This window comes from Bacillus sp. 007/AIA-02/001, assembly GCF_004634455.1.
In the GTDB taxonomy this organism is placed as follows: Bacteria; Bacillota; Bacilli; order Bacillales; family Bacillaceae_G; genus Bacillus_A; species Bacillus_A cereus.
The window spans coordinates 98,467-111,292 of the sequence record NZ_SEIY01000003.1 but is presented as its reverse complement, the minus strand read 5'-3'; the positions used below and the strand labels follow the sequence as shown (position 1 = coordinate 111,292).

The following is a 12,826-nucleotide window of genomic DNA, read 5'->3' as shown; positions in this document are numbered from 1 at the left end:
GGGGAATTTCACACTTTCCACACATTTATTTGTTATTTTACAATTATAACGAAATCATCTGAAGATGGAGGGAATCTTTTGAGAAAGTATGTTTTTCTTCTCTGTTTTTTATTTCTATTAGTAGGGTGTCAAGGAAGTTCATATACACCAATTGCTAAAGATAAAAATGTTATTATAACTACGAATATAAAAGAAGGCAGTATTAGTTTTATTGATAAAAAAGATAAAAAGTTAATTACGACATGGGAACTAAATGAGCCAATGGCCGGAATCACACTGCTTCCAAATGGCGATGAAATACTTGTATACGGTAAGCAATTAGAATATATGTATGTATATTCACTAGCGGAAGGAAGGCAAGTGGAAAAATATAAAACTGGAAAGGGCATTGTAAATGTGGTCGTATCAGCAGATAAAAAACAATTATTTGCTGCTGATCAAAATGTTCAAAAGGTAAGGTTCTTTACGATAAATGGGAAAGAGACAGGAAATGTTTCAACAGGAAAAGGGCCTATAACGATGGTAGAGTATCAGAATCGGTTATCTGTACTAAACTTTTATGATACGAAACTAACGACAATTGATACGAAGAAAAAAGAAGTTGTTCAATCCTTTATGATTCCGCCAGCATCAACAGGAGCGACGATTAGTCCTGATGGGAAAGAAATATGGATTGGCGGGCATGGTGATGGAAATCAAGTGAATGAGAAAGTATTAGTGTATTCTTTACAGAGCGGTGAAATGGTACGTTCTTTACACGCTCCATTTATGCCTGTGAACATAACGAAAGATAATAAGTACGTATATGCATTAAGCCACGGTTCGAATATGCTTAGAAAATTTGATACTAGTACGTATAAAGAGGTAGCTTCCGTTGAAATAGGCTCAAATCCATTTGCATTTTTGAAAAGCGGAGCAGAAGGATATGTAGCAAGTTATGATAGTGATGAAGTGTGTGTTATGGGTATGAAGAGTATGAAAATAAAACAAACAATTAAAGTCGGAAAAGGACCGTTTCAACTCATAGAGAGGGAAGGGAAGGACAATGAATAAATATAGAGTGCTAGTTGTAGATGATGAAAGTGATATGAGGCAGCTTGTTGGAATGTATTTGGATAACTTTGGATATGAGTGGGGAGAAGCTGAAAACGGAAAAGAGGCTCTTAAAAAACTAGAAACGAATCATTATGATTTCGTTGTATTAGATATAATGATGCCAGAAATGGATGGACTTTCAGTTTGTAAAGAAATTAGAAAAACGTCAGATGTGCCGATTATATTTTTAACCGCAAAAGGTGAAGAGTGGAATAGGGTGAATGGCTTACGTATGGGAGCAGATGATTATATTGTAAAACCGTTTAGTCCTGGTGAATTGGTTGCCCGTATGGAAGCTGTACTAAGAAGATATACAAAGCAAGAACAGCAAGAAGAGATTCAATTTGGACCAATTCTTATCAATGAAAAAAGCAGACGAATTGAGGCGAATGGTGAGTCGATTTCTCTTACTGTAAAAGAGTTTGATTTACTATATTTTCTTTGTCAGCATACAGGACAAGTATTTAGCCGGGAGCAATTACTTGAAAAGGTATGGGGATATGATTATGCCGGAAGTACAAGAACAGTAGATACGCACGTGAAAACGATGCGCTTGAAGCTTGGAGAAAGTGGAAACTACATTCAAACTGTTTGGGGTGTAGGCTATAAATTTGAGGTGTAACATATGTTTACGATGGTACAAAAACTTTGGCTTACAGTAGTATGTGCAGTATGTGTAACAGTGTCCTTTCTTTATTTCGTATCTTTATACTCGTATGAAAAGTTATACGTTGATAATTTAAAAACTTCGTTAGTAATGGAAGGGAAAAGTCTTGCTGCTCAATATGATAAGCGTGAAGGAATATCAACTTTTGAAGAGAAAGTAAGATCGTTTGATCAAATATCTAGTTCAGATGTTATTTTCGTATCTAATCCGCGTGATTTAAGCGCATGTTTGCCTTTTGATGTGCATCATCATTCTCTTATAAGTGAAGGAGATAGGCAAACGCTATTAGATGGGAAAACTGTGACAAAAATAGGATATGAAGAACATTTTGACCGTAATATTATGGGGGTTGTCATTCCTGTATTGGAAAATAAAAAATTAGTCGGAATTGTCTATTCGTATATTCCTTTAAAAAGTATAAAAGATTTAATCTATGATATGGGTCTTATTTTAGCACCGTTAGCAATTGCTATGATTTTAATTACGATATGGGTTGGAAGAAAAATTATAATTGCAATTACGAAGCCACTTTCGCAAATGGAGCGGGTTGCAAATCATTTGGCTACGGGAGATTTTTCGGAGCGGATTACAGTTTCTTCAGAGGATGAAATTGGACGATTAGGAAAAGCATTTAATAAAATGGCAAATTCATTAGAAACAGAAGATGTAAAGCGTAAGGAATTTTTAGCAAATGTTTCGCATGAACTTAGAACACCACTTAGTTATATAAAAGGGTATAGCGAGGCTATTTTAGATGGTGTTGCAAAGGGAGCTCAGCAGGAAAAAGTAACTCAGCTAATTCATAAAGAAGCAGGTCGTATGCAGCGTCTCGTTCATGACTTGTTAGACTTAGCACAATTAGAAGGTGAGCACTTTCCGTTAAAGAAGCAACCTATCGTTTTTTCACAGCTGATTGAAGACGTATTAGATACGTATGAGATTAAGTTTATAGAAAAGGAAATTCATATTTCAACCAATTTAAATCCAGAGGTCATTGTCATGATTGATGAGGATCGTATGCAACAAGTGCTTCATAATGTGTTAGATAATGCGATACGATATACAAATCAAAAAGGAAATATCGTTATAACTTTAGAGCAAATCGATGATTACTGTGAATTAAAAATAAAAGATACAGGAATTGGCATTGATATAGAGCATTTGGAGAATCTTGGGGAACGCTTTTACAGAGTTGATAAAGCGAGAAGTCGTCAACATGGTGGAACAGGTTTAGGCCTTGCTATTGTGAAACAAATTGTTCATATACATGGTGGACAGTGGAAAATTGAAAGTGAAAAAGATAAGGGAACAACGGTTATTATTAAACTGAATGTACAGGATGAGGGGGGCATGTTCTAATTTTTAGGGCATGTTCTTTATATTGAAGAAAATATTTATCCCGCTATTCGCCGGTCAGTAAGACCCTCACCTCAAAATTCAGCAGAAGCAAAGAAGTTAGGTGGAGGCACTGCTGCCCGTAAAAGCCCGATTGGTGAGGGCTAATAATCAGTGGGGGATGAACAAAACCCTCACTGATTAAAGTTTCACTTTATACGTAAAAATATAAATTAATATGTAATAAATATCGAAAATTTGACTATTTTATGAACAAAACATTTGTACTTCTTATCAATTCGGTCTAAAATAGTTATGATGCAAAGTTCTTATAAATCGTTTCAATTGTTGTTTGGAAGATACTGAGGTGATTTAACTGGAGTACAAATCTATTAAACCGAAAAAAATTTACGAAGAAGTATCTGAAGCTATTTTAACAATGATTAAAAATGGTACGTTAAAACCTGGTGACAAACTACTTCCTGTGCATCAATTAGCTGAGCAGTTTCAAGTTGGCAGATCTGCTGTTCGTGAAGCGCTAAGTGCGCTAAGAGCGATGGGCTTAATTGAGATGAAACAAGGAGAAGGTACATATGTGAAGAACTTCGATTCTTCTTCATTAACGAAATCATTAAACAATAGATTATTAATGAAGAAAGAAGATATTTTGAATTTATTAGAAGTACGAAAGGTGCTTGAAGTGGGGGCAGTTCGAGTAGCGGCGGCAAAACGTACGGAAGATAATTTACAAAATATGAAACATTGGTTAGATGAAATGGCAAAGAGCATTGGAGATGAAAAGGCTGGCGAAAAAGCCGATTTTCAATTTCATATGGGAATTGCAGAGTCTTCGCATAATAGCATTTTGCTTGAACTCATGAATCATGTTTCAGAGATGATTGCTGAAACGATTGGTGAATCAAGACGCATTATTTTATATGGTGAACAAACGACATCAGAACGACTTATAGAAGAGCATCAAGTTATATATGATGCGGTGTTAAAACAAGATGTAGAATTAGCGCAGCAAGCAATGCTAGATCACTTAACAAATGTAGAAAATATTGTCACAGGTAAAAACGATATAAATTCGTAATTTAATCTTTTAAAAATTTAATTTTCTGACAAAATAGAGAAAGATTAAGTAAGCGTTTTCTTTAGAAGAGGGAGAGGATAGGCCATGGTTGAGCCTATTTCTTCTCTGCTAAGTCATCTGATGACCATATGTTTGTTGGTGAAGTTGTAAAAAGGGGGAGTAATAGTTATGAAAGTTACTTTATTTGTTACTTGTTTAGTCGATATGTTTGAAACAAATGTCGGCAAAGCAACGGTTGAAGTGTTGGAGCGTTTAGGTTGTGAAATTGAATTTCCAGAAGCGCAAGTTTGTTGTGGTCAGCCTGCTTATAATAGCGGCCATGTAGAAGCAGCAAAAGAAGCAATGAAACATATGATTGAAACTTTCGAAGATGCAGAATATATTGTTACGCCATCTGGTTCTTGTGCGACAATGTTTCATGAGTATCCACATGTTTTCAAAGATGATCCAAAGTGGGCTAAACGTGCACAAAAAGTTGCTGATAAAACTTATGAATTTACACAGTTTATTGTGGATGTTTTAAAGGTTACTGATGTTGGTGCAAGTTTACCAGGGGTCGCTACTATTCATAAATCATGTCATATGACACGTATGCTTGGAATAAAAGAAGCACCAGGAATTTTATTATCAAATGTAAAAGGATTAACTGTGAGAGATTTGCCAAACGTGCAAAATTGTTGCGGGTTTGGGGGAACGTTTTCAGTTAAGATGACTCCAATTTCTGAGCAAATGGTAGACGAAAAAGTAGATAGTGTAATGGAAACAGGTGCAGATTATTTAATTGGTGCAGATTGTGGGTGTTTGTTAAACATTGGCGGACGTATTGAGCGTTTAGGAAAAGAAGTAAAAGTAATGCATATTGCTGAGGTACTGAATAGTCGCTCATGAAGGGGGAACATAAGCTATGTCTATGAAAATCAGTCAGAAAAAATTTAATGATCGCGTTGGTGATGGAATTCAAGATTCGTTTATGCGCGGAGCAGTATCTTCTGCACAAACGCGTTTATATACGAATCGCTTAAAAGCCGCAGATGAACTAGGAAACTGGGAAGAGTGGCGTGAACTAGGTGAACAAATTCGTCAACATACGTTAGAAAATCTTGATTATTACTTAATGCAGTTAAGTGAAAATGTATCAAAAAGAGGCGGACACGTGTACTTTGCGAAAACGAAAGAGGAAGCAGCAAAGTATATTCAAGACGTTGCAAAAAAGAAGCAGGCAAAAAAGGTAGTAAAATCAAAGTCGATGGTAACAGAAGAAATTAGTATGAACCATGCGCTTGAAGAGATTGGCTGTGAAGTGTTAGAGAGTGACTTAGGAGAGTATATCTTGCAAGTAGATAACGATCCACCTTCACATATTATTGCACCTGCACTTCATAAAAATAGAACGCAAATTCGCGACGTATTTAAAGAAAAGCTAGGCTATGAAAATTCTGATGACCCGTATGAAATGACAAAGTTTGTTCGTAAACAACTTCGTGAGAAATTTATGGATGCAGAAATTGGTGTAACTGGTTGTAACTTTGCTGTTGCAAATACTGGCTCTCTTTGTTTAGTAACGAATGAAGGTAATGCAGATCTTGTTATGTCAATTCCTAAAACACAAATAGCGGTAATGGGTATGGAACGTATGGTTCCGACAATGGAAGAATTAGATGTTTTAGTTGGTTTACTATGTCGTAGTGCAGTAGGTCAAAAATTAACAAGTTATGTAACAGTAGCGGGGCCAATTCAAGAAGAGGAAGTTGATGGACCTGAAGAATTTCATTTAGTTGTTGTTGATAATGGTCGCTCTCAAATTCTTGGATCTGAATTCCGTTCAGTATTACAATGTATTCGTTGCGCTGCTTGTGTTAATGTATGTCCTGTATATCGTCACGTTGGTGGACATTCATATGGATCGATTTACTCAGGACCAATCGGTGCGGTATTAACACCGCTTCTAGGTGGATATGATGATTACAAAGAGCTTCCTTATGCATCTAGTTTATGCGGAGCATGTACAGAAGCTTGTCCAGTAAAAATTCCATTGCATGATTTATTATTAAAACATCGTCAAGTCATCGTTGAGCAAGAAGGTCGTGCACCACTTGCAGAAAAACTGGCTATGAAAATGTTTAGTATGGGTGCTTCTTCAGCTGCTTTATATAAAATGGGTTCAAAAATGGCACCAGCGGCAATGAGTCCATTTACATCTGGTAATCGTGTATCAAAAGGTGTTGGACCACTTAAAAACTGGACGGATATTCGTGAATTTCCAGCTCCAAGTAAAGAACGATTCCGTGATTGGTATAAAGATCATAAGAAAGGCGGGGATAAATAATGACAGGATTAATTCAAAACCGTGATGCCTTTCTAGATAACATTGCAAAAGAACTTGGGCGCGCGCGTAAAACAGAAGGTGTAGAGCGTCCAGTATGGAAAAGTAATGTGAATATAGAAACGTTAAAAGATTATTCACAAGAAGAATTACTAGAAGTGTTTAAAGAGCAATGTACAAACATTCATACAACTGTAGTAGAAACGACAAACGACCGTTTAGGTGAAGACCTTCAAAAAGTAATCATGGAAAACGGCGGGGGACCTATTTTATTATCAGCAGATGCGCGTTTTGATGCATATGGTTTAACATCTTTATTTAAAGAAGAACTTCCAAAACGAGATGTTGAAGTAAATGTATGGGATCCAGAGAGAAAAGACGAAAATATGCGTTTAGCTGAAAAAGCGAATATTGGTATTGCATTTAGTGATTATACATTAGCTGAATCTGGTACAATTGTTGTACAAAGTCATAAAGGTCAAGGGCGTTCTTTACACTTTTTACCGACTGTATATTTTGCTATTATTCCACGTGAAACACTTGTGCCTCGTATTACACAAGCAGTTCAGGATATGAACTCACGCGTAGAAAATGGGGAGACAGCGGCATCTTGTATTAACTTTATTACAGGGCCAAGTAACTCGGCTGACATCGAGATGAATCTTGTTGTCGGAGTACATGGACCATTAAAAGCAGTTTATTTCATCGTATAAAAGAGGGGAAAGCAGGCCTGGAAATGGCCTGCTTTTTAGTAGAATAAAGGATAATATGAAGTAGAAGTTCTCTCCTTTTTTTGCTATGTTTTTTGGGAAAGGAGAGGAAGGGATGTTCACTTATTTATATGCACTGTTAGCAGGGATGGTGTTTGGTTCTTTTTTTATGCTAGTTGCGATGAGGGTTCCATTAGGTGCTTCTATTATTACCCCGCGTTCACATTGTGATTATTGCAAATATGTGCTAAGGACAAAAGAACTAATCCCCATCATTTCATTTTATATACAAAGAGGCTGTTGTACGAATTGTAAGAGGAAAATTCCAATTATGTATGTAGCATTTGAATGTATAACAGGAGGTATATTTCTTCTTACAGTGTATATGATTGGAATAGAACGAGAGCTTATTATTATTTTATCCCTTTTTTCGCTACTTCTTATTATTTCAGTTACAGATTACTTATATATGTTAATTCCTGATTGTATTTTAATTTCGTTTGCCTTTTTACTCATTCTCGAAAGTGTTTTTGTACAATTAGTTACTTGGACAGATAGTATAGCTGGTAGTGGTGTTATATTTATTTTGTTATATTGCATGCAAAAGATATATCCAGAAGGGCTTGGCGGAGGAGATATAAAACTACTTTCGTTACTTGGATTTATAGTAGGAGTGAAAGGAGTTTTTATCGTTTTATTTTTAGCATCTTGTTTTAGTCTTTGTTTTTTCGGGATTGGTATCGGATTAAAACGTATAGAAGTACGAAAGCCAATTCCATTTGGTCCTTTTATTAGTCTCGGGGCAATATGTTATGTATTGGCCGCATATTCAAATTAGAGAGGGAATCGAAAATGAACGTATATATGGATGATCAAAGAAGTTGCCCGTTCGGGTATGTGCCCGCAACTACAGTAGAATGTGCTTTGCAAATGGTTCGGGATTATGATGTGAATATTCTTTCTCTTGATTTTAATATGGGATGGGGAGCGAAAAATGGACTAGATTTTGTAGAAGCTTTTTGTACAGAGGGGTTATATGTAAATGAAATTCACTTTCATACGAATGATGTCATCGGTATGCACAAGATGAAACAGAGAATGGATAAGGGAAAGGAAGAAGGAGAAATTACTCCTCACCTTGTTATTAAATACGTGGGAAGCTAAAAACTCCAAAGTAAAACTTTGGAGTTTTTAATGTTTCATATGGGCTTGTAAAGGAATAATCTCTTCTTGTTGAGCTGTTGCGATTTCAGTTTCTTCCTGTTGAACTTCAGGCGTTTTCTTTGTTAAGTAGTGGTATACCATACCGACAAATACTGATCCGCCAATAATGTTACCAATTGTAACAGGAATTAAGTTATGAATAGCACCTGAAAAAGAAATTGTCTCAGGATGCGGTGAAACTAAAGATAAAGCAAAGAGTGATAAGTTTGCAATACTATGTTCGTAACCAGATAAGAAGAATGTGAAAACAAGTAGCATCATGACCATTATTTTTGCTGTGTCACCTTTAACCTGAGAAGGTAAGAAGCAAGCAAGACATACGAGCCAGTTACATAAAATGGCTTTAAAGAATAACTGCATCGTAGGTGTATTCATCTTTCCTTCAACGACTTTACTCATTAAGTGACCGTGATCAATTGCTTCAAAAATTCCAGTTGCGTAAAATAGTAAGGCAAAGAATAATGCGCCGGCTAAGTTACCTGCATAACAAGCAACCCAGTTACGAAGTGTATCAGAAATCGTTGTTTCTTTTCTTAAAGTTGCGACAGTAAAGTACATTGTGTTCCCAGTAAACAATTCAGCACCGCCATATATAATAAGTACGAGAGCAATCCCGAAAAACATAGAAGCGGCTAAATAAGTTGCTGGTGAATCTGCAATGTGAAAAAAGTTACCTAATTTAAAACATAGTACAATAATAAAACCGATATAAATACCAGCAAGTGCAGCACGAATGAAATATTGCATTGGGTTTGTATCTAGTATTTTCTTTTTGCTTTTAGCCAGTTTGACAACATAATCTAGTCCTTGTTCTAGCATGAGTAATACGCTCCTTTAGTAAATCTTCTATAAATACTCCTTATATGAATAAAGTACATGGAATTGTTCTTACTTTCAATAAGTTTGTGCAATGTTTCACAAAAAGGACATACATACATTAAGAAAACGTTTACAAAAGGTAGTATAATGGAATTTTTTCTGGACATTGCGAGGAAGAAAGGAAAAAGAAAAAGCGCTGTAATTACAGCGCTTTTTCGTCTAAATTCTTTTCCACTTTTACTTCTACTTCTTTTGAGAAGAACCAACCACCAACTGCGATTCCGACTAATACAATCCAGAATGTAAGCTTCCACGGAGTGGATTCTGGGAATGAATGTGGAATTACATTTAATGCAGGATGTGCTAATGTATAAACTGCTAGCTTCACACCAACCCAACCTACAATTAAGAATGCTGCAGTTTCAAGCCCTGGTTTACGTTTTAAGATTTGTACGAAAGCAGTTGCTGCAAATCGCATAATGATTAATCCGATAAGTCCACCTACAAAGATAACAACGAATTGCCCAGTATCAAGACTACCAATTGTACCTAGTCCTGTTTTTGGTAAAGTCATTGCTAGTGCAACAGCAGCTAAAATTGAATCAACTGCGAAGGCGATATCAGCAACCTCAACTTTAAATACAGTCCACCAAAAGTTCTCTTGTTTTTTCTTTGCTTCTTTTTCTTCTGTTTCTTCATCTGTATTCTTTTTAACATATGTTTTAAATAAGTGATTACCAGCGATAAACATAAGGTAGATGGCACCGATTGCTTGCACTTGCCATACATCGACTAAGAATGAAATCATAAATAACGATCCAAATCGGAAAACGAATGCCCCCGCTAATCCGTAAAATAGTGCTTTCTTTCGTTTTTCTTCTGGTAAATGTTTTACCATAATTGCAAGAACAAGAGCGTTATCAGCCGCTAAAATCCCTTCAAGTGCAATTAGGATGAGTAATACCCAACCATACTCCAATAATAATGATACATCCATGTACATTCTCCTCTCATCTCTATAACTTCTAAATAAGTGAAGAATTTCCCCACTATTTAGTTTCCCCATACTCCTGCCTATTAACTTTGGGAGAATCTGGAAATGAATGCAAAAAAGACCTCTGCCGTTAATAGGCAAAGGTCTTGCTAGACATATGTAATAAAAATGCCAACAAAGCCGGAAGAACTAAGTTCTACGTAATGACGACTTTGTTTCCAAGATATATTCTTGGACGCTACTCCCCTTTGGAGATATGTTATTGTATTCTCATTATATGGATAATTTATACGGTTGTCAACCTGTTAAAATATCTTCATTCGGATATTTTATTTTTCGGTTCTTTTTACGAGCAAATGAAAATGCCAATGTTAAAGGACCCATTTTCCCAAAAAACATCATAAAAATAATAATCGCTTTTCCAATTATAGTTAAGTGGGGTGTTAAGTTCATACTGAGGCCAACAGTCCCAAATGCTGAAAATACTTCGAAAGCACTCATCAATAGAGGAACTCGTTCAGTAATACTCAAAATTAAAATAGCAAAAAAGATAAATGAAATAGAAATAATAGTAATGGTTAATGATTTGACAATGAGAGTATCTTTAATGGATTTTTTAAATACGACAATATCTTCTTGTTGTTGTAAAAATTTAAATACGCCAAAAAATATGATTAAAAATGTTGTTAACTTAATCCCCCCACCCGTTGAAGCACTACCAGCACCAATAAACATAAGTAGCATCATTAATAGTAGGGAAGGTTTTGACAATGTAGAAATATCAACTGTATTAAAACCGGCAGTTCGCGTTGAAATTGCTTGGAAATAAGAGGCCATTCCTTCTTCAAATGGGGTAAACCCTCTCATAGAAAGGGAGTTATGGAACTCGAATATAAAAATAAAAAGGGTAGCAATAATGTTGATGATTAGAGTAGAAGAGAGCATAAGTTTTGAATGCAGTGTAAGGTTTTTAAAGTTTTTCTTTCTTTTTATGTCTACGATCACTGTAAAACCAATTCCACCTAAAATGATGAGAGAGGAAATGACGAAATTGACAATAATGCTATGAGAATGGGACATTAAATTATCGCTCCACACAGAAAAACCAGCATTGTTAAAGGCTGAGATTGAATGGAAAAAACTATAATAGATCCCTTTGGTAACCCCGTATTTTGGTACCCACTCAAAAGAAAGAATTAAAGTAGCGATACATTCGACTGTAAAAGAGAATAAAAATAATGCTTTGGCAAGACGGATGACGCCGCCTATATTCGTTTGATTTAATGCTTGTTGCAGTAAAATCCGATTTTGAAGACCGATTTTTCTTCCGAGCATAATCGCAATTAAGACAGCAAAGCTCATAATACCAAGCCCGCCAACTTGTATAAGCGTTAAAATGATACATTGTCCAAACAAAGTAAATACTTTTCCAGTGTCCACAACACCAAGCCCTGTAACCGTACAAGCAGAAACTGTTGTAAATAAAGCATCGAGCCATGAAATAGACGTTGTTGTAGCAATTGGAAGCTTTAATAAGCATGTACCTATAATTGATAACATGATAAAAGACAAAGTAAGAACGCGGGGAGGACTCATACGAATGTTAATCCGTTTCATGTTATATATCGTTCCTTTCTGTTTGCTCTTACTAGTATGTGAAAAAGTCCGATTATGTATGTGAAAAATAGAAAGAGGCAGAGAATATCTGCCTCTAAGCCATATGTTATATTATTATCCACGTAATTGTTGTTGAGCTAAAGAAACAAGACGTTTTGTTACTTCACCGCCAACTGATCCGTTAGAACGAGATGCTGTATTAGACCCTAAGCTTACGCCGAATTCTTGTGCAATTTCATATTTAAATTGATCAAGTGCTTGTTCAGCACCTGGAACTAGTAATTTGTTTGTTTTTGCCATGATGATACACATCCTTATGAGTAATCCAGTCCAGATAAGTACTTATCTGAATTGGTACTGTTATTTTATGTGGAACCGGCGTGCTCATACGCGGAAGTAATCGGTGTGATTAGAAGTTATTGGATAGAAAAAAGAGTAGCAAATTTGCTACTCTTTTTTTAGTATTGTCGCTGTACCTTCCACGACAATATCATCCGATTGATTATATATATTTGTTTGCAACGTAATGATTTTTTTATCGTCACGCTTCTTAATAACCTCTGCCACAACGCGAAGTGTATCACCGATTTTGACAGGGGCACGGAATGAAACATTTTGGGATAAATAAATCGTATTTTTGCCTGGGAGTTTCGTTCCAAGGATGGTAGAAATAAAACTCGAAACGAGCATACCATGGGCAATACGTTCTTTAAACATTGTCGTTTTCGCAAAAGAATCTAAAATGTGAATAGGATTCACATCTCCAGTCAATTTTGCAAAATTGATAACATCTTCATCTGTAATTGTTTTTGTAAGGGATGCTTGATCACCGACTTGAATCTCATCATAGCGAAGCTCCGGAACAGTTTGTGCTTCTTGAAATGGATTCATTTTGTCCTCCTTCTTTTCCATATCGAAAAATGTTAGCCATCTTGATGTAGTAGGA

The 12,826-nt window shown here is 35.8% G+C and carries 14 protein-coding genes and 1 riboswitch; of the genes, 9 read left to right on the top strand and 5 right to left on the bottom strand.

Annotated features, from left to right (window positions below; genetic code table 11):
- The first annotated feature begins 78 nt into the window (after positions 1–78).
- The 9 genes from ES895_RS09840 to ES895_RS09800 all read left to right on the top strand — a co-directional run bounded on the left by ES895_RS09840 (position 79) and on the right by ES895_RS09800 (position 8,390).
- A complete protein-coding gene (locus ES895_RS09840; protein ID WP_097997936.1) occupies positions 79–1,053 on the top strand; it encodes a YncE family protein in 975 nt (324 codons plus the stop codon).
- Positions 1,046–1,717: a response regulator transcription factor gene (locus ES895_RS09835; protein ID WP_001046405.1), complete on the top strand. Its 672-nt coding sequence runs from the start codon at positions 1,046–1,048 to the stop codon at positions 1,715–1,717. The genes ES895_RS09840 and ES895_RS09835 overlap by 8 nt, the downstream gene beginning before the upstream one ends.
- A 3-nt stretch (positions 1,718–1,720) precedes the next feature.
- A complete protein-coding gene (locus tag ES895_RS09830; RefSeq protein ID WP_000494818.1) occupies positions 1,721–3,121 on the top strand; it encodes a sensor histidine kinase in 1,401 nt (466 codons plus the stop codon).
- 382 nt (positions 3,122–3,503) lie between these two features.
- On the top strand, positions 3,504–4,193 hold the full coding sequence (locus ES895_RS09825; protein ID WP_254905699.1) for a FadR/GntR family transcriptional regulator: 690 nt from the start codon (positions 3,504–3,506) through the stop codon (positions 4,191–4,193).
- Positions 4,194–4,361: 168 nt separating this feature from the next.
- Positions 4,362–5,081, top strand: coding sequence for a (Fe-S)-binding protein (locus tag ES895_RS09820; protein WP_000869150.1), 720 nt, complete (start codon positions 4,362–4,364; stop codon positions 5,079–5,081).
- Between the two features lie 16 nt (positions 5,082–5,097).
- A complete protein-coding gene (locus ES895_RS09815) occupies positions 5,098–6,519 on the top strand; it encodes a LutB/LldF family L-lactate oxidation iron-sulfur protein (protein WP_135238313.1) in 1,422 nt (473 codons plus the stop codon).
- On the top strand, positions 6,519–7,229 hold the full coding sequence (locus ES895_RS09810) for a LutC/YkgG family protein (protein ID WP_000147183.1): 711 nt from the start codon (positions 6,519–6,521) through the stop codon (positions 7,227–7,229). Before ES895_RS09815 ends, ES895_RS09810 begins: the two co-directional genes overlap by 1 nt.
- A 112-nt stretch (positions 7,230–7,341) precedes the next feature.
- Positions 7,342–8,064 carry a prepilin peptidase gene (locus ES895_RS09805; protein WP_000495716.1) on the top strand — a complete coding sequence of 241 codons (723 nt, stop codon included), beginning with the start codon at positions 7,342–7,344 and terminating at the stop codon, positions 8,062–8,064.
- A gap of 14 nt (positions 8,065–8,078) precedes the next feature.
- Complete coding sequence (locus tag ES895_RS09800; RefSeq protein ID WP_001103760.1) at positions 8,079–8,390, top strand: cyclic-phosphate processing receiver domain-containing protein; 312 nt, start codon at positions 8,079–8,081, stop codon at positions 8,388–8,390.
- A 27-nt stretch (positions 8,391–8,417) separates the two neighbouring features.
- Here ES895_RS09800 and ES895_RS09795 read toward each other — a convergent pair whose 3' ends face one another.
- The 5 genes from ES895_RS09795 to ES895_RS09775 all read right to left on the bottom strand — a co-directional run bounded on the left by ES895_RS09795 (position 8,418) and on the right by ES895_RS09775 (position 12,771).
- Entirely contained in the window at positions 8,418–9,269 is an 852-nt protein-coding gene (locus ES895_RS09795; protein WP_000893027.1) for a formate/nitrite transporter family protein, read from the bottom strand.
- Between the two features lie 202 nt (positions 9,270–9,471).
- Positions 9,472–10,266: a TerC family protein gene (locus tag ES895_RS09790; RefSeq protein ID WP_000383326.1), complete on the bottom strand. Its 795-nt coding sequence runs from the start codon at positions 10,264–10,266 to the stop codon at positions 9,472–9,474.
- Positions 10,267–10,348: 82 nt separating this feature from the next.
- Positions 10,349–10,522: riboswitch (yybP-ykoY riboswitch) on the bottom strand.
- A gap of 38 nt (positions 10,523–10,560) precedes the next feature.
- Positions 10,561–11,880 carry a TrkH family potassium uptake protein gene (locus tag ES895_RS09785; protein ID WP_000822330.1) on the bottom strand — a complete coding sequence of 440 codons (1,320 nt, stop codon included), beginning with the start codon at positions 11,878–11,880 and terminating at the stop codon, positions 10,561–10,563.
- 114 nt (positions 11,881–11,994) lie between these two features.
- The gene (locus ES895_RS09780) at positions 11,995–12,180 is read right to left on the bottom strand and encodes an alpha/beta-type small acid-soluble spore protein (RefSeq protein WP_001140707.1); all 186 of its coding nucleotides are present in this window, start codon (positions 12,178–12,180) and stop codon (positions 11,995–11,997) included.
- 147 nt (positions 12,181–12,327) lie between these two features.
- Positions 12,328–12,771, bottom strand: a complete 444-nt coding sequence (locus ES895_RS09775) for a MaoC family dehydratase (protein WP_001067916.1) — start codon at positions 12,769–12,771, stop codon at positions 12,328–12,330.
- Positions 12,772–12,826: the final 55 nt, after the last annotated feature.

Coding starts and splice junctions, on each gene's coding strand:
- ES895_RS09835 (WP_001046405.1), top strand. CDS start 1,046: ATGAATAAATATAGAGTGCTAGTTGTAGATGATGAAAGTGATATGAGG.
- ES895_RS09830 (WP_000494818.1), top strand. CDS start 1,721: ATGTTTACGATGGTACAAAAACTTTGGCTTACAGTAGTATGTGCAGTA.
- ES895_RS09820 (WP_000869150.1), top strand. CDS start 4,362: ATGAAAGTTACTTTATTTGTTACTTGTTTAGTCGATATGTTTGAAACA.
- ES895_RS09815 (WP_135238313.1), top strand. CDS start 5,098: ATGTCTATGAAAATCAGTCAGAAAAAATTTAATGATCGCGTTGGTGAT.
- ES895_RS09810 (WP_000147183.1), top strand. CDS start 6,519: ATGACAGGATTAATTCAAAACCGTGATGCCTTTCTAGATAACATTGCA.
- ES895_RS09805 (WP_000495716.1), top strand. CDS start 7,342: ATGTTCACTTATTTATATGCACTGTTAGCAGGGATGGTGTTTGGTTCT.
- ES895_RS09800 (WP_001103760.1), top strand. CDS start 8,079: ATGAACGTATATATGGATGATCAAAGAAGTTGCCCGTTCGGGTATGTG.
- ES895_RS09795 (WP_000893027.1), bottom strand. CDS start 9,269: ATGCTAGAACAAGGACTAGATTATGTTGTCAAACTGGCTAAAAGCAAA.
- ES895_RS09790 (WP_000383326.1), bottom strand. CDS start 10,266: ATGGATGTATCATTATTATTGGAGTATGGTTGGGTATTACTCATCCTA.
- ES895_RS09785 (WP_000822330.1), bottom strand. CDS start 11,880: ATGAAACGGATTAACATTCGTATGAGTCCTCCCCGCGTTCTTACTTTG.
- ES895_RS09780 (WP_001140707.1), bottom strand. CDS start 12,180: ATGGCAAAAACAAACAAATTACTAGTTCCAGGTGCTGAACAAGCACTT.
- ES895_RS09775 (WP_001067916.1), bottom strand. CDS start 12,771: ATGAATCCATTTCAAGAAGCACAAACTGTTCCGGAGCTTCGCTATGAT.